The 21591-nt window shown below is 65.9% G+C and carries 15 protein-coding genes and 1 pseudogene; 13 read left to right on the top strand and 3 right to left on the bottom strand.

Going from position 1 to position 21591, the window contains the following annotated elements:
• Positions 1-4 precede the first annotated feature (4 nt).
• Positions 5-1285 (bottom strand): ABC transporter substrate-binding protein, encoded by a 1281-nt coding sequence (locus AC5RUO_RS16660; RefSeq protein WP_494104089.1) that lies wholly within the window; start codon positions 1283-1285, stop codon positions 5-7.
• Between the two features lie 52 nt (positions 1286-1337).
• On the bottom strand, positions 1338-2351 hold the full coding sequence (locus AC5RUO_RS16655; protein ID WP_494011108.1) for a hydroxyacid dehydrogenase: 1014 nt from the start codon (positions 2349-2351) through the stop codon (positions 1338-1340).
• A 372-nt stretch (positions 2352-2723) separates the two neighbouring features.
• Here AC5RUO_RS16655 and AC5RUO_RS16650 point away from each other — a divergent pair, with 372 nt between their 5' ends.
• From AC5RUO_RS16650 to AC5RUO_RS16635, 4 genes are read left to right on the top strand one after another with little or no spacing between them, the layout of a single operon-like run.
• Positions 2724-4529 (top strand): heparinase II/III family protein, encoded by a 1806-nt coding sequence (locus AC5RUO_RS16650; RefSeq protein ID WP_494104088.1) that lies wholly within the window; start codon positions 2724-2726, stop codon positions 4527-4529.
• The gene (locus AC5RUO_RS16645; RefSeq protein WP_494053304.1) at positions 4526-5677 is read left to right on the top strand and encodes a LacI family DNA-binding transcriptional regulator; all 1152 of its coding nucleotides are present in this window, start codon (positions 4526-4528) and stop codon (positions 5675-5677) included. The genes AC5RUO_RS16650 and AC5RUO_RS16645 overlap by 4 nt, the downstream gene beginning before the upstream one ends.
• A complete protein-coding gene (locus AC5RUO_RS16640) occupies positions 5677-6411 on the top strand; it encodes a ThuA domain-containing protein (protein WP_494104087.1) in 735 nt (244 codons plus the stop codon). The genes AC5RUO_RS16645 and AC5RUO_RS16640 overlap by 1 nt, the downstream gene beginning before the upstream one ends.
• 6 nt (positions 6412-6417) lie before the next feature.
• Positions 6418-8325, top strand: coding sequence for a DUF2264 domain-containing protein (locus tag AC5RUO_RS16635; RefSeq protein ID WP_494104086.1), 1908 nt, complete (start codon positions 6418-6420; stop codon positions 8323-8325).
• 74 nt (positions 8326-8399) lie between these two features.
• On the opposite strand, the gene AC5RUO_RS16630 is transcribed toward AC5RUO_RS16635, so the two are convergent.
• Entirely contained in the window at positions 8400-11909 is a 3510-nt protein-coding gene (locus AC5RUO_RS16630) for a discoidin domain-containing protein (RefSeq protein WP_494104085.1), read from the bottom strand.
• Positions 11910-12590: 681 nt separating this feature from the next.
• On the opposite strand from AC5RUO_RS16630, the pseudogene AC5RUO_RS16625 reads away from it, so the two are divergent.
• The 9 genes and pseudogenes from AC5RUO_RS16625 to AC5RUO_RS16585 all read left to right on the top strand — a co-directional run bounded on the left by AC5RUO_RS16625 (position 12591) and on the right by AC5RUO_RS16585 (position 21588).
• Positions 12591-13598 (top strand): annotated as a pseudogene (locus AC5RUO_RS16625) (transposase).
• 216 nt (positions 13599-13814) lie between these two features.
• Entirely contained in the window at positions 13815-14558 is a 744-nt protein-coding gene (locus AC5RUO_RS16620) for an IclR family transcriptional regulator (protein ID WP_494053300.1), read from the top strand.
• 112 nt (positions 14559-14670) lie between these two features.
• Positions 14671-15861: a 4-hydroxybenzoate 3-monooxygenase gene (locus tag AC5RUO_RS16615; RefSeq protein WP_494104084.1), complete on the top strand. Its 1191-nt coding sequence runs from the start codon at positions 14671-14673 to the stop codon at positions 15859-15861.
• Between the two features lie 343 nt (positions 15862-16204).
• Positions 16205-17071 carry a protocatechuate 3,4-dioxygenase subunit beta gene (gene pcaH / locus AC5RUO_RS16610; protein WP_494104083.1) on the top strand — a complete coding sequence of 289 codons (867 nt, stop codon included), beginning with the start codon at positions 16205-16207 and terminating at the stop codon, positions 17069-17071.
• A 4-nt stretch (positions 17072-17075) separates the two neighbouring features.
• Entirely contained in the window at positions 17076-17633 is a 558-nt protein-coding gene (gene pcaG, locus AC5RUO_RS16605; RefSeq protein WP_494104082.1) for a protocatechuate 3,4-dioxygenase subunit alpha, read from the top strand.
• Positions 17630-19126, top strand: a complete 1497-nt coding sequence (locus AC5RUO_RS16600; protein WP_494104081.1) for a lyase family protein — start codon at positions 17630-17632, stop codon at positions 19124-19126. Before pcaG ends, AC5RUO_RS16600 begins: the two co-directional genes overlap by 4 nt.
• Positions 19119-19949 (top strand): alpha/beta fold hydrolase, encoded by an 831-nt coding sequence (locus AC5RUO_RS16595; RefSeq protein ID WP_494011119.1) that lies wholly within the window; start codon positions 19119-19121, stop codon positions 19947-19949. Before AC5RUO_RS16600 ends, AC5RUO_RS16595 begins: the two co-directional genes overlap by 8 nt.
• Entirely contained in the window at positions 19946-20371 is a 426-nt protein-coding gene (gene pcaC / locus AC5RUO_RS16590; protein ID WP_494104080.1) for a 4-carboxymuconolactone decarboxylase, read from the top strand. The genes AC5RUO_RS16595 and pcaC overlap by 4 nt, the downstream gene beginning before the upstream one ends.
• Complete coding sequence (locus tag AC5RUO_RS16585; protein WP_494104079.1) at positions 20368-21588, top strand: thiolase family protein; 1221 nt, start codon at positions 20368-20370, stop codon at positions 21586-21588. Before pcaC ends, AC5RUO_RS16585 begins: the two co-directional genes overlap by 4 nt.
• Positions 21589-21591: the final 3 nt, after the last annotated feature.

Genomic DNA, 21591 nt, shown 5'->3' with positions numbered 1-21591 from the left:
GTTTTTACTGACCGAGGACTTCGCTCTTGACGCGCTTGCCCATCTCGGTGATGCCGTCACTGACAGAGCGTTCGCCCACCATGATGAGGTCATGCTCCTGGCTGAGGATCTTGTCCGTGGCTGCGGACTTGTCGCTGACCGGCATCTCAAGGGCGGTTTCATCCGGCGCGAAGGCCTTCTTTGACAAGTCGTCCGTGGGCAGGCCCTCGAGCTGGAAATAGGTCTCCGTCACGGCGTCGTTCTGCAGCGCGGGGACCACACCAATCTTGGAAACGGCCTTGGCCCCTTCTTCACCGGCTGCCCATTCGATGAACTTCCGGGCTTCCTCGGAGTGCACGGCGTTCTTGTTGACGGCGAAGGCCGTGGGGGAACCAAAGGTGCTGACCTTGCCGTTGGACTCCTTCTGCGGCAGCGGGGCCAGGCCCCAGTCCACGTTGGTCTTGCCGTCCCTCTTGGCCTGCAGGACCCCCGCGATGTACCAGGTTCCCATCGGCATCATGGCGGTCTGGCCGGTTTCGAACATGGTGCGGTAGCTCATCTTCTGGCTCTTGGCGGTACTAAAGTCCAGGGTGGCACCGCTCTTCTGCAGTTCCAGGGCGGTGCTGTACTGGTCTTCGAAGAAGCTGTACTCGCCGCTGATCTGGTCCCCGTTGTTCTGTGCGGCCGCGATGGCCTGCACCACCGATCGCCAAATGTGGTGGTAAGTGCCGTAGACAGTTTTGCCGTCAGCCTTGGTGGTCAGCTTCCTGGCAAGCTCGGTGTACTCGTCCCAGGTCAGGTCCGCCGGGGTTTCCACGCCTGCCGCCTTGAGCAGGTCCTTGTTGTAATACAGCAGCCAGAAGTCCTGCCGGTATGGCGCCGCGTAGTACTTGCCGCCAATGTCGAAGGCGTCCAGGCCGGCGAGGTCCTCCTTGCCGATGCTGTCCACCACGCCGTTGATTTCCTGAAGCTGGCCGTTGCTGGCGTACCGGGCATACTCGGTGACGTTCTTCATGGTCAGGACGTCGGTGGTGTCCCCGCCGGCCAGCATGGTGGTGACCTTCTGGGAGTAGTCATCCGCCAGGATGTCCACTGGTTCAATATCGATGTCCGGGTTGGCGGCCTCGTAGCCGTCGAACAGTGCCTTGAATTCGGGGGTGCCCTCGTAGTTCCAGACTGATACTGTCAGGCGGGTCTTGCCGTCCTGGCTCTGGGGTTCAGCGGGCCCGGCCGCGCCGGCGCAGCCGGACAGGCCGAGGCCGGCAGTGACAGCCAGGGCGATGGCGGCGAGGGTTGTGCGCTTCATTGCGTTCTCCTTTGTAAGGTTTCAAGCCGGCCACAGCTGCGGCCGGGTTTTGTTAGGCGCTGAGTGAGAGGTCTTCGGAGACCACCTGCGCCACGAGCTTCTGTCCGGTCAGGTAGCGTTCCAGGTCGTTCAGGGCGGCATCGGACATCCGCCGGGTTTCGGTGCCAAGGGAGCCTGCGATGTGGGGAGTGATCACCACGTTGGGCAGGTTGTAGAGCACCGAGTCACCCGGAAGCGGTTCGGGTTCGGTGACGTCCAGCAGGGCCTGGATTCGTCCGGTGGCGCATTCGGCCTCCAGAGCTTTGGTGTCGACCAGGGAGCCCCGGGCTGTGTTGATCAGGGTGGCGTTGTCCTTCATCGCCCGCAGTTCCGCCGCGCCGATCATGTGGCGGGTTTCGGGCAAAGCTGGTGCGTGTACCGACACAATGTCAGATGCGGCCAGCAGTTCCGGCAGCGGCACCAGTTGGCCGCCGGCTGCGGCTACGGCAGCAGGATCTGCATGAGGGTCGGACACCATGCACGTGACATCCTGCAGTTGCTGGACGAGCTCCACTACCCGCCGGCCTATCCGTGAGAAGCCGATGATTCCGATCACCCGGCCGATGTTGCCGAGCTCACCCCGCCGCCTGATGTAGGACCAGTCTTCACGGAAGGTGCGGGCGTCGTTGGCCAGCACCTGCGCCTTTTTGCCGGCCAGGACGATGGATGCGAAGGTGAACTCCGCGACCGGGATGGCGTTTGCGTCGGCGCCGTTGGTTACCAGGATGCCGCGGTCCCACAGTTCCTGGCTGACGAAGCTGCGGACGGTGCCCGCACAATGGAATACAGCGCGGAGGTTTGGCATGCGCCGCAGCGCCGCTCCGTCCAGACGTGGTACGCCCCAGCTGGTAAGGAGGATTTCGACCTCTTCGAGGTGTCCGGCGAGCTTGGGGTATTCAAGGGAGTCGGTCCACGGCTGGCCGCCGAGGTCCACCAGGCCCGCCAGTCGCTCCAGCCGCGTGGTATCAAACTGATCCGCATACGTTCCGCGGTTCATGACCAGCAGGGCCCTGGGTTTTCGTGACATAGGGGCTCCTTGCTGTGTGTTGGTCCTCTCCGCCGGCGGCGAGGCAATGTCTTGCATCACATCTAACAATCAGTAGATACTCATAAACAAGACGATCCAACCAACGTGATCAGGATCGTTCTCGATCAATCTAATTCAAACAAAGATGTGATGCTGATGGCTCCGCCTTCCTCCTTACTGCAGCCCCGGGGGCGCCCTCCAACTCCACTGGCAACTGCATGGGGGCCTGCGGCAAAGGAATCCGCGCTGGGTGCCCTGCTTACAGGTGCACGCACACGTATTGTGATGCCCCCGGCTGGCCACGCCGCTTGGGCGGGCTTGCCCCGGGTGGCCTTGGATGCCATGGGGGAGCAGTCGCGGCAGGAGAAGGGTTTGCCATGGCCGCAACCGTTGGTGTCCCATTACGCACGGTACTTCCGGGGTGGAAACCGCACTGCCTACGAGGGGCTGGTGGCTGCGCGCCAGCAGCGGCTTACGCGTGCTGTGGTGATGGCCTTGGTTTCCAACCAGGCGCACGGGGCATCATCGGGCCAGCCGTGTTCGGATTTGAACGGTTGGCTGGATGAAGTGATCGATGGTGCCTACCTGCTATGTGAGCAAAGCTCCTGGAGCTGGGCGGCGCACGATGACGTTTTCAGCCGTTCCGGAGAAGTGGTGCCGGATATGTCCCGGCCGTTCCTGGACCTGGGAGCCGGTGAAGTGGCCGCACAGCTGGCGTGGATTGATCACGTCCTGGGCGGAGATCTTGAGCGGCGGGCTCCCGGGCTGCGGCGCCGGATCCGCGAAGAGACGTCCAGGCGGGTTATCCGACCGTTCCTTGAGCGGATGGACTGGCACTGGCTGGGTCTGGACGGCGACGTCCACAACTGGAATCCCTGGATCCACACCAACCTGATCGCCGCAGCACTTTTCCTGATCGATGACCCCGACATTCAGGCCCGGACCGTTTCCCGGTGCATCGAGGGCCTGGACCGCTTCCTGGCCTCGATCCCCGACGATGGCGCCATCGACGAGGGCTTCGCCTATTGGTGGAACGGTGCGGGACGGGCGCTGGAAGGGCTCACACTGCTCGAGCAGGCCACGGGGGGAGCGCTCGACGGCGGCCTGTCGGTGGTCCGCGAACTGGTCGCCTTCCCGCACCGCATGCACATCGGTGGCAGCTGGTTCGTGAATGTTGCCGACGGGCCGGCGAGGGCCGCGAAAGCCCTCCCTTGGGACATGCTTTACCGCTGGGCCCTGCGACTTATGGACAAAGACGCTGCCGCCCATGCGGCCGCCATGATGTCCGGCCACCCGGAAGCCGCCGCGGGACTGGGCAGAGTCCTGCATGCACTGCTGAACGGCATCGCGCAGGCTGATGAAGCAGGGCCTGGCAACGGAGACAACCCACCTCTGGTTCCCCTTACTTACCTTCCTTCTGTACAGATCATGACTGTGCGGGAAACCGCTGGAAGCCCAAGGGGCCTCTTCCTCGCGGCGAAAGGCGGCCACAACGGTGAGCACCACAACCACAAGGATGTTGGCTCGGTGGTGGTCGCCGTGGACGGTGTTCCATTGCTGGTGGACGCCGGCCAGCCGACCTATACGGCCAAGACGTTCGGCCCTGACCGCTACGACATCCAGGCCATGCAAAGCGGCTGGCACAGCGTCCCGGCGCCGTTCGGGCTGGAGCAGGGCGCCGGCAAGGAGTACGCCGCCAGGGTCCTCGCCGCCCCTGACACCGAGAGCCTCCGACTGGAGCTGGCGCTCGGTGCGGCCTATGGCCTGCAGCCGGAGCAGTGGATCCGCTGCTCCGCGCTGGACCGCACGGCCCGCCGCATCACCATTACCGACCGCTGGGAATTACAGCCCGCGCGGGAAGACTTCCCCGCGGAGGGTAAGACTTTAGACGTCGACATCACCTACCTTGCGGCCGGCACCGTCCGCCTGCGGGATGGTGAGGCAACGGTCCTGCCGACCGGCATTCCCGGCGCCGGAACCGGCAGGGGAGCGGCCCTGCGCTGGGAGCCCTCCTCCGCCGTCGTCCTGGTGGACGAATGGCACCTCGACGATCCGCTCCTGGCGGACGTCTGGGGCACTAAACTCACCCGCCTGCGTTTCCGCATGTCCGCCGGGCTCCTGCCCGAACCATCCAGCGCCGCCGGCGCATTCACCTTCACCGTGGAGGCAGCATCATGAGCCCCGAAAAACCATCCGAGCCTGCAGGGAAGTCCCTGTTTTCGCTGCAACGCCGTGAGCGTCTGATGGAGGAGCTCCGCGCCCATGGTGCCATCACCGTCCGGGGCATTGCCGCGAAGCTGGGCGTCAGTGAGCTCACCATCCGCCGTGACGTGAACATCCTCGCCGACGAGGGGCTGGTGTCCCGTGTGCATGGCGGCGCCACGCTGCCCAGCCCACTGGATCGTGCGACGGCGGCCGGCCGGCCGGCCGCGCACAGCTACTCCATCGGCATGGTGGTGCCGTCGCTGGGCTACTACTGGCCCCAGGTTATCAGCGGTGCCCGCGCGGAAGCGGAGGAGCAGAACTTGCGGATTCTGGTGCGCGGTTCAGCGTACGACGCCGCGGACAACCGCAGGCAGGTCCAGGCCCTGCTGGACACCCAGAACATCGACGGGCTGATCGTGGCGCCGGATATGAGCGGTGTACATGGCCAGGACCTGTTGCGCTGGCTCAACGCCCTGCCCATCCCGGTGGTGCTGGCTGAACGGCGGTCGCCGACCGAAATTCCCGCGCACCGGCTGGAATGGGTTGCCACGGACCATGCCTTCGGCGCCGGGATGGCTGTCCGGCACCTTTGGCAGGAAGGGCATAGGAGGATCGGCTGCCTTACAGACCGGTCCAGCCCCACCAGCCCCCATGTAGTGCGGGGCTGGCGCCAGGCGCTGGCTGCCCTGAAGATTCCCGAGCAGGTTACGGTTCACGAGGACTCGGGCATCCAGGAAAACGATGACCGGGCTCAGCACTTTGACCGTGTGCTTGAGCTGTGCACCAAGACCGGAACCACGGCCATGCTGGTCCACTCGGACACCCAGGCGGTGGCGTTTGTGCAGCACTGCGTGGACCGCGGACTTGCCGTCCCGGGTGACATTGCCATTGTCAGCTACGACGATGAGGTGGCCTACCTTGCCGAGCCCGCCATCTCAGCAGTGCGCCCGCCCAAGCAGTACGTTGGCAAGGTGGCGGTGCAGCTGATGGCTGCCCGGCTTGCCGAAGGGCGGATGCGGCCTGTCCACCGGATCGAGCTCAATCCGGAACTGATCCTCCGGGAATCCTCCGTGGGGGCACCGCGGGTGCCAGTGTCCGGTGTCCTGGAGGATTCGATGTGATGGCGGGAACAACTGCACCCATGCCAAAAGCGCTGCTGCTCAGCGGCACCGGGCGGTACGCGGACCCCTGGCATCCCTTTGCGGAGACGTCCCGCGCGCTGGCGGGCCTGCTCGCAGAGGCCGGGTTCGACGTCGAAATCCCCGCCGACGTGGACGCCGCTCTGGCCCTTTTGGGGCGGACGGACGAGCCGGACCTGCCGGCGTTGTTGGCGGTCAATGTGGGCCTGCCGCGGGACGGCCTGCCTTCCCCCGGTTCTCCAGAAGCCGCTGCGGGGCTGACCCGTTGGTTGGACTCAGGGCGGCCGTTGTGGGTCAGCCACTCGAGCTCCACGAGCTTCCTGGACTTGCCCGCGTGGGAGGACGGGCTGGGCGGGCGCTGGATTCGCGGCACCTCCATGCACCCGGAGTATGGGCTGGCACAGATTTCGGTGCGTCAGGGCTCCGGGCCGGTGGACGGCGTTCCGGACTTTGAACTCCTGGACGAGCGCTACAGCTACCTCCGCACTTCTCCCCGCATCACGGTCCACGCCACGCATCTGCATGACGGCGTCGAGCATCCGGTGCTGTGGTCGCTGGAGCGCAGTTCAAGGGACGGCGGTCCTTCCGGCCGGACGTTCTATGACGCGCTGGGCCACGATGCCGCCTCCTACGAATCGCCTGAGCATCGGGACGTGGTGCTCAGGGCGGTCGCCTGGCTCACTGACCGCAAACCTTCAACCTCTTCCAAACCCTAGGAACCCATGCCCTCCATTGCTCCGCCCCTAGACCTGGTGCTGCCGCCGCTGGATCGGAAGCTTTCCCCGTACACCGGACTGACCCGGGACCACTGGTGTACCTACGCCGACTATTTGTTGCGCTCGGCGCACCGCTACGCCACGGACGACCACGCCAACCTGCACCTGCCCGGCGCCACCAGCGCATACGGGACGCGCAGCGATTCGCTTGAAGCCTTCGCCCGCACCTTCCTGCTGGCCTCCTTCCGGATAGCCGGGGACCCGGGCGGCAGCGGGTGGATTGTCGACTGGTACGCCGAGGGGTTGGACGCCGGCACCAACCCGGCCAACCCGAACCGCTGGCCCACCCCGGGCGAGCTGAACCAGGCAAAGGTGGAAGCAGCCTCACTTGCCGTGGGGCTGGCACTGACCCGGGAAGTGCTCTGGGACAAGCTGCCGCAGCGGGTGCAGGAGCAGCTGATCGCCTGGTTTGAGACGGTGATCGGTGAAGAGTATCCGCCCATCAACTGGGTGTGGTTCCAGATTGTCGTGGAGATGTTTTTGGCCAGCGTTGGGGGCAGGTACTCGGATGAGGACATTGATACCGGACTTGCCCTGCATGACTCGCTGTACCGCAGCCACGGCTGGTTCGCGGACGGCCCCGAGCGCGCCTACGACCATTATGTTGGCTGGGCATTCCAGGTTTACCCGCAGCTGCTGCAGCTGATGGCGCCTGAGGATCCCCGCGTGCAGGCCCGGTCGCAGCGCGACGGCGAACGGCTTGCCGACTTCCTGGACGACGCCGTGCATTTGATGGGCGCCAACGGTGCGCCACTGATCCAGGGGCGCAGCCTGATCTACCGCTTCGCCGCGGCCGCCCCGTTCTGGAGCGGGCAGCTGCTGGGCAACAGCCGGATCAGTCCGGGCCTCTCCCGGCGTGCCGCCTCCGGAATTCTGGACTACTTCGTCCAGCGCGGAGCAGTGAATGACGACGGCCTGCTCACCATCGGCTTCCACGGCGAGTTTCCGGGGATGAAGCAATCCTATTCCGGGACCGGGTCGCCGTACTGGGCGGCCAAGGGCATGATGGGCCTCGCGCTGCCGGCAGACCATCCGGTGTGGACCGCCGTGGAGGAACCGCTGCCCGTAGAGGTAGCGGACACCCGGCGGTTCATCGAAGCGCCGGGGTGGCAGGTGGAGGGGACGGTTGCGGACGGGGTGGTCCGGATCCTGAACCATGGAACGGACCACGCCAATCCCGGGGTGAAGGTGACGGATTCACCGCTCTACGCCCGGCTGGGTTACTCCACCGCCACGTTCCCGGACCTGGAACCGGAGTCCCTGGACAACGCGGTCGTGTTTGTCGATGCGGATGGCCGGCTCACGCACCGCACCGGCTTCGAGTTCCTGGGCCAGTTCGAGGTTGGCGGGGTGCAGGTGGGCGCCTCCCGCGCGGCCACGAACTGGATCACCATCGACCCTGACGGCGGACCCGACCACGGCAGTGGTGCCACAGGGACGGCCAGTCCGGGGCCCGAGATGACCGTGGCGTCGCTGACCCGCGGTGCTGTAGAGCTGCGGCTGGTGCGGGTCAGGGGTGCCAGTGGCGAAGCCAAACTGCGGATCGGCGGGTGGCCGGTCGATGCCCCGGCTTTCCTGGCCAGTGAAGTCCGCCCCGTCTCCTGGGGAGGGGTTCTTGACGACGGCGGCACTTGGGAACGGCAGGCCCCGCACCCGATGGGGGAGCACCTGACCATTCCCTGGATTGGTACCTCCGGCGCGGCTGCCGACGGTGACTACGCCGCCGCCGTCGGACTCGGCGGAAAAGGCGTGCGATCCGAACTCGACGCCGCGCGCTTCTCCGAGGCCGGCCTCTTTGTGTTCGCCGACGGCACGGTGGTGGACCCGGAAGCCGTGTGGGCGCAACTGGGGTGAGCAACAGTTGGCGTAAACGCAAAGTAGCCCTTGGCCGGAATTCCGGCCAAGGGCTACTTTGTTTAGATCAGGGGCTACTTGGAGCTGAAGAAGCTCACACATTCCCCTTCGTTCCGGAACCCGGGCTCCACATTGGTGGCCCAGCCGCCGTTGGCGCACGCATCCTTGCCCGTCACGAAGTTCACCGTGTACTGCCTGGTGGTCCCGTTCGGGGCAGTCACGGTGACAGCCGCCGTCGGGCTCTCCGCGGTCGCTTGGGCCACTGCGACCTTGGCATTGGTGTCCAGCGGGTGGGCGGCGACAGTTGGCACCGCCGCCGATGAGGTCAGCACCGTGTAGCCGGTGGTTTCGGCAGTGAAGCTGTTTACCGATTTCTGGTCCACGAGCAGCCGGCCCAGATCGACGAGTCCTGCGTCAGCCAGCCGCGAGCCGCTGATGGCAACCTCGGCCACCTTGGTGTAGGAGCCGGTGGTGGTGAAAATGACCCGGATGCCGCGGGTGCTGACCGGCGTGTACGCAACCTTGGCCGGGGCCGCGGTAGTCAAGCTAGTAACGGTCCCGGCGGAGGTGTCCTGCCAGGTTCCCGCAGCGTCCAGGTACTGCACCTTCAGGCCCTGCGCCGCCTTCTCGGCCAAGGTTACCGTCACCGAGTCCACGGTGTAGTTGCGCCCGAAGCTGTAGGTGAGGCTATCGCCGGCCCGGCCGCCGCTCACCCAGTTGGACCAGCGGGTGGAGGTGTTGCCGTCGCAGGTGTTCGGGGCGATGTAGGAACCTTCGGTGTAGCTGGCCGTGACGGCGGTGGCAGAGTCGTCCCTGCAGATGTTGCTGCTGGCAACGCGGTCCACCACCAGGATAGTCAGCAGGGCGTCCAAAGGCTTTTCCTTCTCGGCCCCGGTGTCCGCTTTGCCAGTTACGGTGACGGTGCCTGCGGTCTGCAGGGCGGCGGGAGCAATGGTGCCCCAGTCCCAGGTAACAGCGAGGTCGTTCCGCGCGGCCGAAATGCCCACCTGGCCGGGGACTGTTGCCGGAGCCGCCGCCTGCACGTCGGCGACGGTTGCCCCGACTCCGACCGTAGCGGAGACCGGGTCCGTGGCCGCATATTTGCCCACCGTCACGGTGACTTTGGCGTCGGTGAAGGCCTGGCCGTACACGTCGGCGCCTGTTCCGGTGAGGGTGACCGTGCCCTTTTTGTTCCACACGGCCGGATCAACGGACTGCCACTGGACAGGAACCGGCCGCCCTTCACCCCTGGCATAGAGCGGCGTGACGGTCACCGGCAGCGACTGGGCCACTCCGGTGGGCGTGCTGAGTTCCACCGGTTTGGTGCCGAGCAGCTTCAGATCCTCGAGGTCCGTGAAGCCCCACGACTGGGAAGTGTTGCCGGTTGCGGTGGCGCCGGTGGAGGAGGCAAGGGAGACGCCGGTGCCGGCGGCGGTTTGATTTCCGGTTACCTGCAGGGCGATACCGGCCGAGGCATTCACCAGGGACCACTGCTTGCCGTTCTCGGTGGTCACGATCCATTGCGCGGCCGTCGCGCCCTTCGCCTGTTCGATGGTCATGGCGGTGAGCGCCGCGGCTCCGGACGTGCTGCCGTTGGGCACGCCGCCCGTTCCCGTCAGCACGCGGCCGTCCTTGTTGCTGACCACCCAGCGGCGGTCGTGGGCGAACTCGTCACCGCCGGCAGCGGTGAAGGTCCACAGCTGGGAGGTGACATCCGCCGTCGTCGCGCCCAGTTCCTGGATGGACGCCGTGCCGTCGGGACGGGCCGTGAGATACTTCCCGCTTGCATCGCCGGTGAGGTGGTAGGTGTGGCCGTCCTCCACTGGTGCAGCGTCGGCTGACACTCCGCTGACGCCGTCGACGACGAACGTCACCACGGACGCGGCGGGAACCTCAAGCGTGGCGGACTTTGCCGCGGCGTCCACGGCGACCGGCGCGCCCCTGACGAGCGCGTTCCGCTCGATGTCCTCCAGCGGCGACTTGGTGGTGACCACCGGGGTGACCGTGGCGCCAGGGGCGATGGCGCCGAAACGGCTGAGGTCGATGGTGACCTTTTCCGCCGTCGGAGTGTCATTGAAGTGCACCAGCGTGGCTCCGTTGCCGTCGGCGTCCAAGGCGCTCGCGGTCTTGGCGTTGTCGTTCTGGATCAGGAAGTCGCCGGGCCGGATGAAGTGTGTGAAGTTGCGGGCGGTGTTGTACTTCTGGTTGGTCAGCACCTTGCATTTGGCCTGATCCGGGCTGGCGCCGTCGTTGAGGCGTCGGTTGGAGAAGCCTTCGCGGCCCTCATAGTTGCAGTCGAAGTCGATGTAGATGGAGCCCCATCCCTTGTCGGCCTTTTCCTGCTTGTAGGTGTCCTCCACGGGCTGCCAGAACACCCAGGCGTCCGGCTCGAGCTCGCGGAGGTCGTTGACCATCCGCCCGGCGATGCCCAGCCCGTTGGTGATGTTCGAGCGGTCCCAACCGCTGGCGGAATCGCCCAGCGCCGGGTTGCCGGCCCAGAAGCCGCCCACCTCGCTCATCCACAGCGGCTTGTCCGTGGACTTGGCGAGGTCGCGGACGCGGCGTCGGTCGTTGGTGCCGTACGTGTGGACGTTGAGTTGCGCCACAGCGTCCTTGGCCTGCTGGCTGTAGCCGTGCCAGTTGGTCATGAACTTAGCTGGATCCGTCTCGTCCATGGCGGAGATGACGGCGTCTGTGGTGGTGCTTTCCTTGGCGAGTTCCTGGGCGAGGAGCTTGGTGACGCGGTCCTGGGCTGCCGGGTAGATCAGGGCGCCCTCCTGCTTTTGGGTGTAGCTGGTGGGTGGTTTGCCGGTGGCCTTGTCGATGTCCGTGCCCCAGTAGCCGGAGTTCGGCTCATTGAAGGGGTCGATGGTGTCCACGGTGATCCCGCTGCCATCCTCGAGGAGTTCGACGGCGTGCTTCATGTAGGCGGCGAACTTGGCTTCCGCTTGCGGCAGCAGGTTTTCGCCCCTGGCGGGGTTGATTTGGCCGGAGACGTAGCCGCTCTTGGTCATGAACCAGGGCGGGGAGTTGCTGAAGGCTTCCCAGTGGGTGATTTGCTGGTCTGCGGCGAGTTTTTCCACCCACCAGCGTTGGTTCTGGTCGGCTTCCGGGTTGTAGGAGGCGGGGTCGTCCGGGTTCCACTGGTCCAGAAAGGCGACTTTGTTGGCCTGTGTCGGGTCCACCGAGCCGTCGGGGTTGTAAAGGTTGGAGGCCGCTTTACCCTCCTGTGGTTCGCTGACCGGATTCCACCAGCCCTCCACCGCGCTGCCGTCGTTGAGGTAGTTTCGCACGTCGGAGGCATTGCCGCCGCCCACGTTATAGCGCGCGATGTTGAGGTTGAGTCCGTCCTCGCCAAACACCTTCTGGTACAGCTCGTCGCGCAGCTCAGGGGAGTAGCCTGCCGTCGCGTTGGCGAACCAGACCAAGCTGGTGCCCCAACCCTCGAAGGCCTCCCCGCGGCTGGCTGGGTTGGGTGTGATGGTCACGGGCGTAGCATCGGCGGCTGCCGCCGGCCCGGCCGTGCCGGCGGGCAGCATGACCAGACCTGCTGCCGCCGTGACCGCAGCCGCCAGTGCGGCCACCGGCCTTCGTGTTTGTCGTCGGGCGGAAAACATTATTGTTGTACCTCTCTGCGTTTCGAGTCTGCGGCCGGGCCTCCTCTATTCGTGCCGCAGAGAGGAGGCCTAAGCACAGCGAGACTATGAGCACCGGGGAGACCCTACAAGGCACCTAAACACTTTCGTTCACGCTCGATCATCTTTGCTCACGTTGTTGAGGTGGCTAGTTGCAGGGTTTTAGGAGAAATTGCCTTCTGTTGTGTCGAAAGACCAGGTCGGATGCACACCACATGCCGGTTGTCGTTGCGGGCCTCACGGCCGTATTCCTGCGCGTTACCTTGAGGACGCGAAGTCGTGGCATCAGGCGCCCTGGAGCAAGGCTCCGCCCGTTCTTGAGCGCCGGTGAGAAGTGGGGTGGCTGGTCTGGGATTGGCTGGCAGAGTACGTGCAGGCCGTTCCACCCCGCGGTCGTGACTCATTAAACGCTTGGCCCCGTGCCCGGGTGTCCTGTTATCGACTTGTCCGTCCGTTGGGTGGGCGGCCGGCACCTGCCCGGCCCACATCGGTGACTTGATCAAAAGATTGTCCGCCCCCGCGGGGGCGTGGCTCGTCACAGTGCTGTTCCGAAGTGACCTCTACCCGGACTGGTACCGGCGCCTAACGGCCTGACCATGTCCGCGAGATGAGGAAGGTGCCAGAACCGCTATGACTAGCGTTGCGTATTCCCGCCCGTTTGTCCTGGGTGTCGACACCGACGCCCGGAAGCACGTTTTCGCCATCATTGCGCGGCAAGCGGCGAACGGATCGATAACCGTGATTTCCCAGCGACGGGCGCCGGGATCAACCGTGTCATTGCTTGGGTTGCGCGTCGCACCGAGGCCGATGGCCACTCTATGGGTGATTGAGGGCGCGGCTTGTTATGGTGCCGTGTTGGCCGGTGCTGTCGCAGCTGCCGGCTACCAGGTTGACGCGCACCGGATCGCTTCCGCCGTCCTTTCCTTGGAAAAGGATAAGTTGCGCCGGCCACGGTTGAACGAAGGGGTCCGCGCAGCGTTGCGGGTCCTTGTAACTGCGCGTCATTCGATGACAACCGGCCGGACCAGGACCGTGACCGCGTTGACCGCGCCGCTCCGGATCAATGATTTGGGTTTGGATGCGCGCAAGTCGTTGAGCGGAAGTCACATACTGGAGGTGTCTCGGTGGCGGGTCCGTGAAGAAGCTCTTGCTGTATCGGTGGCCCGCTCTGAAGAGGTCAGACTGGCTATGCGCATCGGCGACCTTGACGCTGAGATCAAAGCAAACGGCTCCCGGATCGCCGGACTGGTTGAGGTAACCGAAGCGGCGCCGCTGCTGCAGGAATCCGGCTTCGGACCGGTCACGGCAGCTATTTGTCTTACCGCTTGGTCTCATCAGGGCCGGGTACGTGCCGAGGCGGCTTTCGCCTCCCTGGCCGGGGTCAACCCCATTCCCGCTTCATCTGGAAATACCGTCAGTCATAGGCTCAACCGCGGCGGCGACAGGACCCTGAATAAAGCCCTTCACATGGTTGCTGTCACGAGGATGGCGTTCGATCCAGCGACCGTCGAATGCGTAGCGAAACGGCAAGCAGAAGGGCGAACCAAGAAAGAAATTCGTCGGTGCGTGAAGCGCTACCTCGCCCGACGGATCTACCGCACACTCAATGCCAGCAGTCCCCAGCCATTGCTACGTTGACAACCATAGAAGAGTCTGTGAGGCAGCTCATGTATTTGGTATAGGTCATTTGGCGCATACAAACTACTCATCGGGCAAATACTTTTACCGGCTCATGGAATGTACTAGGGCTCTAGGGCTTCGGTGCTGCCAGCGCACGTGCTCCGCGTCCTGATGAGGGCGAGGTAGCTGGCAGGATACGCTGGGGCTATCCCTAGGGAAGGGAAGGTCTAGGCAGTGGCTAATTCAGCCTCTGGTGATTCCGTAGTGGATCGGGTTGTCCGGATTATCTCGGCTTTTCCGCAGGATGTCGGTACCCTCCCGTTGTCTGAACTGGCGGCCCGGGCCGGGCTGCCGCTAACGACTGCCCACCGGCTGGTGCGACAGTTGGCCGAGCATGACCTGCTGGAAACCGCGCCAGGAGGCATGGTACGTCCGGGCGTGCGGTTATGGGAGCTGGTCAATCGGACCTCGCCCACCCTGGCTCTGCGGGAGGCGGCCATGCCGTTCATGGAGGACATCCAGCAGGTCCTGAACCAGAACGTGAACCTGGCGGTGCTGGATGGCTGGGAGGCATTGTTCGTCGAAAGGCTCTCGCGGCGCGGGTCGGTGGCAAACCGCGCGCAGGTGGCAGGGCGGATGCCTGTCCACATCACGTCTGCAGGGCTGGCGCTGATGGCGCACCAGGACAAGGCCCTGCAGGCGGAGTACCTTGACCAGTTCAGCGACCCCGACGGTAAGGTCACTGTGGACGCGCTGCGCGCGCTGCTCAGCGAAACAGCGCATCTTGGCTTTGCCCAGCTGAAAGGCGTGGTTGATCCGGACACCTGGGGGATTGCGGTCCCCGTCCTCAACCGCCGGCAACGTGCGGTGGCCTCACTCGGCGTCGTGGTTCCCTTGCGTGAGATGCGCCTGCAGGCCCTGGTTCCGGCCCTGCAGACGGCAGCGCGGGGCATCGCCCGCGCACTCGGTAATCCCTGACGCTTCCCATTGAACGGAATTGCTGTTACAGCTGTCACTCCTGCTGCCGCACACTGATTGCCAGATACGGCAAATCCGGCCCGCAGGGCCCCGCAATGAAGCGAGACAAACCATGGCAACACGAGAAATCATCACCACCCAGGTGGCCATCATGGGAGCCGGCCCTGCCGGACTGATGCTCTCCCACCTGCTGGCCAAGGCCGGTATCGACTCCACCGTTATCGAGGTCCGCAGCCATAACGAGATCTCCGAAACCGTCCGCGCCGGCATCCTCGAACACGGAACGGTCAATATGCTCGTGGACAGCGGCGTCTCGGACCGGGTCCTGCGTGACGGGGACCGCCACGACGGCATCGAACTGCGCTTCAACGGGGAGAGCCACCGCGTGGACTTCAAGGACCTGGTGGGGGAGTCCGTGTGGCTGTACCCGCAGACAGACGTGTTCCTGGACCTCGCCGCCCGGCGGGAAGCCGACGGCGGTGACGTCCGCTACAGCGTCACGGACACCGCAGTGCATGACCTGGAAAGTAAGCCGAAGATCTGGTTCACCGACGCCGACGGCACGAAGTTCGAGATCCAGGCCGACTTCCTGGTTGGCGCTGACGGTTCCCGCAGCCACTGCCGCTTCCAGATCCCGGAGGCGCACCGCAAGTGGTACTTCCATGAATACCCGTTCGCCTGGTTCGGCATCCTGGCCGAGGCCCCGCGCAGCTCAGACGAACTGATCTACGCCAACTCCGCCAACGGCTTCGCACTGATCAGCCAGCGCACCGAGATGGTGCAGCGGATGTACTTCCAGTGCGACCCCAAGGAAAACGTAGCCGAGTGGGACGACGACCGGATCTGGGCCGAATTCCGCAGCCGGGTGAACGGCAACGGCTTCGAACTGAAAGAGGGGCCGGTCATCGAGAAAATGGTCCTGCCGTTCCGCAGCTTCGTCCACACCCCCATGCGCCACGGCAACCTGTTCCTGGCCGGCGACGCCGCGCATACGGTCCCGCCCACCGGTGCCAAAGGCCTGAACCTGGCCATCCACGACGTCAAGGTCCTCTTCGAGGGGCTGGACAGCCACTACAACTCCGGCTCTGACCTCCTGCTGGAGGCCTATAGCGACCGCGCCCTGGAGCGGGTGTGGAAGGCCCAGCAGTTCTCCTACTGGATGACCACCCTGCTCCACACGCCCGCCGACGCTGATGATTTCTCCCGCGCCCGCCAGCTGGGCGAGCTTAACTCGGTGGTGTCATCCCGGCACGGCATGGCGTACCTCGCGGAGGCCTACACCGGCTGGCCCGCACGGCAATGAGACGGGAGGCTGAGTCCGATATGTCCTGTCCGTAAGAACCGTCACAAGAATCGACTTTCGTACAAGAACTGTTATTACGTCCCCCTGTTCGCCAGACGAACTGTTGTGCGCTGCATGAACGAGAGCGTAGACTGGCTCACAAGTTGGGCTAGCCAGCCCTGAACACATGCTGTCTGCGTGACCGCATCAACAGGTGGCCTCATAGGCAGCTTTCATCGGCTGTCTAGTCGTCGCGGATACTTGCCAGCACGCACTCCCGTTAAATGCGGTAATGGCCAACAAAACTTAAAAGTGCTCCACGCCATTGAAAACTTATGCCCAAAACATCCGAAAGGAGCCAGCCGTGCCGCACGAATTAAACGCCCCCACGGACGAGGCTGTCCCGGCTGCCGAACCAAAGGCAGGACATGCGCCCCTGGACGCAGCCGTGGAAACCCAGCAGGAGCTCAGCGCAGAGATTAACGGCCTGGCCGACGCCTACGCCCGAGCCCTGAAGGACGGCGCCCCGGCGGAAACCCAGCCCCGGCTGGACTACCCGCCGTACCGCAGCAGCATCCTCCGGCACCCCACCAAGAGCCTGCACCACGCGGACCCGGAAACCATCGAACTGTTCTCGCCGGCCTTCGGCCACCAGGACGTCCACGCCCTGGAATCGGACTTGACCATCCAGCACAACGGGGAACCCCAGGGCGAACGCATCATCGTGGCCGGCCGGGTCCTGGACGGCGACGGCCGCCCGGTGGCCGGGCAGCTGGTGGAGATCTGGCAGGCCAACGCCTCCGGCCGCTACATCCACAAGCGCGACCAGCACCCCGCGCCGATCGACCCCAACTTCACCGGCATCGGCCGCTGCATCACCGGACCTGACGGCTCCTACCGTTTCACCACCATCAAACCCGGTGCCTACCCGTGGAAGAACCACCTCAACGCCTGGCGGCCGGCCCACATCCACTTCTCGCTGTTCGGCACCGAATTCACCCAGCGGATCATCACCCAAATGTACTTCCCCGGCGACCAGCTCTTCCCGCTGGATCCGATCTACCAGACCATCGTGGACCAGGACGCCCGCGACCGGCTGGTGGCCAGCTACGACCACAACCTCACCGAGCCCGAGTGGGCGCTCGGCTACAACTGGGACATCGTCCTGACCGGGCCCAAACGGACCTGGACCGAGAACGAGGCGCTGGGCGCAGAAAGTGATGAGGAGTAGTCACATGAGCACCAAACTGGTTCCCACACCGGGGCAGACCGTGGGCCCGTTCTACGGCTACGCGCTGCCGTTCGAGAAGGACAACGAGCTCCTTGCCCCGGGTTCGCCCGGTTCCATCCGGCTCCAGGGAACTGTGTACGACGGCGCCGGCGAGACGGTGCCGGACGCCATCCTGGAAATCTGGCAGCCTGACGCGGAAGGCAACATTGTCCAGCAGACGGGCTCGTTCCACCGTGACGGCTACACCTTCACCGGGTGGGGCCGCGGCGCCGTGGGCTACACCGGCGTGTACACCTTCACCACCGTCAATCCCGGTCCCACCAGGCCCGGCGCGGCCGCCTTCATCTCGGTGGCCGTCTTCGCCCGCGGCCTGACCAACCGGCTCTTCACCCGCATCTACCTGCCGGAGAACGGAGAGGCCCTGGCCAACGATCCGCTGCTGTCCTCCCTGGACCCGGAACGGCGCAAGACCCTCATCGCCAGGCGCGATCCCGAAGGCGGCCTGACCTTCGACATCCGCCTCCAGGGCGAGGGCGAGACCGTCTTCCTGGACTTCCAGTGACGGACGCCGCTGCCCCCGATACGGCTGCGGGCGCAGGTGCAGGCCTGCTCCGTCCCGCCTCGGCGTCACCCCTGGTGGCGGCGTTGACGGGTGACGGGGCGGTGCTGGCCGCGATGCTCGCCGTCGAGGCCGGCTGGGCCGCGGCGTTGGAACAGGCGGGCCTGGCACCCGCCGGTTCCGCCGCCGTCGTAGCGTCCGCCGCCGAACCGGGCCGCTATAACGCCGCCGATATCGCGGTGCGCGCCCAGGGTGGCGGCAACCCTGTCATCCCGCTGCTGGCGGACCTCCGCCGGCACGTGACGGTGCTGGATACCTCGAACGTAGGCGCCGACGGTGTTGGTGCCCTGCGTGCGGTGCACACCTCGCTGACCAGCCAGGACGTGCTGGACACGGCCCTGATGCTGCTGGCCCGCAACACGGTGGCGGCGCTGCTTGCCGACGTGAAAGGCACGACGACGGCGCTCGCGGCCCTCGCCGCGGAATATGGGGACGCGCTGTGCGTGGGCCGGAGCTTGACGCAGCATTCCCTGCCCTACACGTTCGGACTCCGGGCGGCGCAGTGGTTCCATGGGCTCGCGGCCGCAGGACGGCAGCTCGCGGCCCTGGAGTTTCCGGTCCAGTTCGGCGGGGCGGCAGGCACGCTTGCTGCCGGAACAGTGCTGACGGCCGGCTCGGCGGCCACCCCGTTCAGCCTCGCTGATGCGCTGGCTACCCAGCTGGGCCTCGCCCCCGCCGCCGCGCCCTGGCACACCAACCGGCTGCCCATCACGTCCATTGGCAACGCCGTGGCCGCAGTACTGGACGCCCTCGGCAAGATCGCGGCAGACGTCCTGTTCCTCAGCCGCCCAGAGGTGGCAGAGGTGGCCGAACCCCGCGCCGCCGGCCGGGGTGTCTCCTCTGCCATGCCGCAGAAACAAAACCCCGTCCTCTCTGTGCTGGTCCGCAGCGCAGCCCTCCAGGCACCCAGCCTGGCAGCCCAGCTGCACCTGGCTGCCGCCGCTTTTAACGATGAGCGCGCCGACGGCGCGTGGCACACCGAGTGGCCCGCGCTCCAGCAGCTGCTTGCCCTGGCACTCGGCGCCGCCGGACATAGCCGGGAGCTTGCGGAAGGCCTGCAGGTCCACCCGGACGCGATGCGGCGCAATCTCGACTTGGCCGGCCCGCTGCTCCTGGCGGAGGGCGTCAGCGCCGCCGTCGGCCCGCTGCTTCCGGAGCTGGACGGTAAGAGCGGCAAGCAGCAGCTGCAGGACGTGGTGGACCAGACCCTGCAGGCCCAACCGTCCGAACAGGCGTCCGCCTACCGGAAACTGGTCCGGGACGCCGTTCCCGCCGGGTTGGTCACGGACCTGCGGCTCGAGGAGCTCCTGGATCCGGCCAGCTACCTTGGCCAGTCCCGGGAAATCTCCCGGCGGATCCTGGCCGCCTACCCGGACTTTGCCTCCCCGGACCTCCCCCCTTCAGCTACCGACGCGAACGGAGCACACCGTGGCTAAACCCGCCCTCAAAGCCGCACTGCTTTCATCCCAGCGCCCTTTGGGGGACCACCCCCTCCTGGTGGTGGGGTCCTCGCTGGGCACCTCCTCCATCCTCTGGAACCGTACCGCCTCCCTGCTGGGCAATGACTACGACGTGGTGGCCTGGGACCTGCCCGGCCACGGCGTCTCACCGGCCGCCACCGAAACCTTCGACGTTTCGGATCTGGCAGAGGCCGTGGTGGACCTCGTCGACTCCATTGCCCCCGGCGAAGCCTTCCACTATGCCGGTGTGTCGCTGGGTGGTGCCACCGGCCTGCAGCTGGGCATCAAGCACGTTGAACGCCTCAAGAGCCTGTCCGTGCAGAACAGCGGCGCAAAGCTCGGCACCCCCGGGGGATGGCTGGAACGCGCCGAAACGGTCCGTACCCAGGGCACCCCCGTGATGATCCAGGGTTCGGCGCAGCGCTGGTTCGCCCCCGGCTTTATGGACCGTGAACCGGAGGTCAGCAGCCGGCTCCTGCACGCCCTGCGCGACACCGACCGGTTCAGCTACGCGTTCTGCTGCGAGGCCCTGGCCGCTTTTGATGTCCGCGCGGAACTCGGCAGCATCCGTGTCCCCACCCAGGTCATTGCCGGTGCGCTGGACGGCGTCGCGCCGCCGTCGATGGCTGAGGAAGTGGCCGCCGGGATCAGCGCCGGCGGCGGCACCGCAACAGCCGTCACCCTGGAAGGCGTGGCGCACCTGGCTCCCGCGGAGGCCCCCGCGCACACCGCCGAGCTGATGCGCAGCCTGCTGGCTTGGGCCGAATCACAGGCCGAAAAGACCGGAGGAAGCAGATGAGCGGGACGAAGAGGCACGGTGTGGTCCAGCCGGACGCCACCAGCAAGGAGATTTACGACGCCGGCATGGTGGTCCGGCGCGAAGTCCTGGGGGACGCGCACGTGGACCGGGCCAACGCCAACATGGACAGCTTCACCGAGGATTTCCAGGACATGATCACCCGGATCGCGTGGGGCGGCATCTGGACCAGGCCCGGCCTGTCCCGGCAGATGCGCTCGGCCGTGACCCTCACCGCGATGGTGGCGCACGGGCACTGGGAGGAACTGGCCATGCACATCCGCGCGGCGATCACCAATGGCCTGAGCAGGGACGAGATCAAGGAAATCCTGCTGCAGACCGCCATTTACTGCGGGGTCCCGTCGGCCAACACCGCCTTCAAGACCGCCCAGCAAGTGTTTCGAGAAATGGACACCACCCCATGAACCAGGCTTTTGTGTACGACGCCGTGCGCACCCCGTTCGGCAAGTTCGGCTCCGGCCTCGCCGCGGTGCGTCCTGATGACCTTGCGGCGCATGTGATCAGGGAGTCCGTGAAGCGCGCGCCGGGCCTGGATCCGGAGCGGATCGACGAGGTTGTCTTCGGCAACGCCAACGGCGCGGGCGAGGAAAACCGGAACATCGCCCGGATGGGCACCCTGCTGGCCGGCCTGCCGGTGTCGATTCCGGGCACCACGGTGAACCGGCTCTGCGGGTCCTCCCTGGACGCGGCGATCATCGCTTCCCGCCAGATCAACGCCGGGGACGCGGACCTGATGCTGGTCGGCGGTGCGGAGTCCATGTCCCGTGCCCCGTGGGTGCTGCCTAAGACGGAGAAGCCCTACCCCGCGGGTGACATGACGCTGGCGTCCACCACGCTCGGCTGGCGCCTGGTGAACAAGGCAATGCCCAAGGAATGGACCATCTCCCTGGGCGAGGCCACCGAGCGGCTCCGCGAAAAGTACAAGGTGACCCGCGAAGCGCAGGACCAGTTCGCTGCCGACTCGCACAACCTCTCCGCCGCCGCCTGGGACGAAGGCTTCTACGACAACCTGGTGGCGCCGGTGCCGGGTACTGACCTGGTGCGGGACGAGGGCATCCGCCCCGGTTCCACGCCCGAGAAGCTCGCGGCCCTGAAGACGGTGTTCCGGAAGGAGCCCGAGGGCGCGGAGGTGGGCGGCACAGTCACCGCAGGGAACGCGTCGCCGTTGTCCGACGGCGCCTCCGCGGCCTGGGTGGGCAGCGAGGCCGGCGCCGGGCTGCTCGGCCTGGACCCGCTGGCCCGCATCGCCGGGCGCGGCGCGCACGGCAACGATCCTCAGTACTTCGGTTACGCGCCGGTGGAGGCGGCGAACAAGGCCCTCGCCAAGGCGGGCATCGGCTGGGACCAGGTGGGCGCCGTCGAACTTAACGAAGCGTTCGCCGCCCAGTCCCTGGCCTGCATCAACGCCTGGGGCATCGACCCCTCCATCGTGAACCGGCACGGCGGCGCGATCGCCATGGGCCACCCGCTGGGCGCCTCCGGGACCCGGATCCTGGGCACCCTCGCCCGGTCCCTGCAGGCGTCGGGTGAGCGCTGGGGGGTTGCTGCGATCTGCATCGGCGTCGGGCAGGGCCTGGCCGTGGTGCTTGAAAACGTCACTGCCTCCAAGGGAAAGGCCTAAGCC

The organism is Arthrobacter sp. Y3221087, assembly GCF_059089905.1.
The sequence above is the reverse complement of the archived record's forward strand: the minus strand, read 5'-3'. Positions and strand labels throughout refer to the sequence as shown.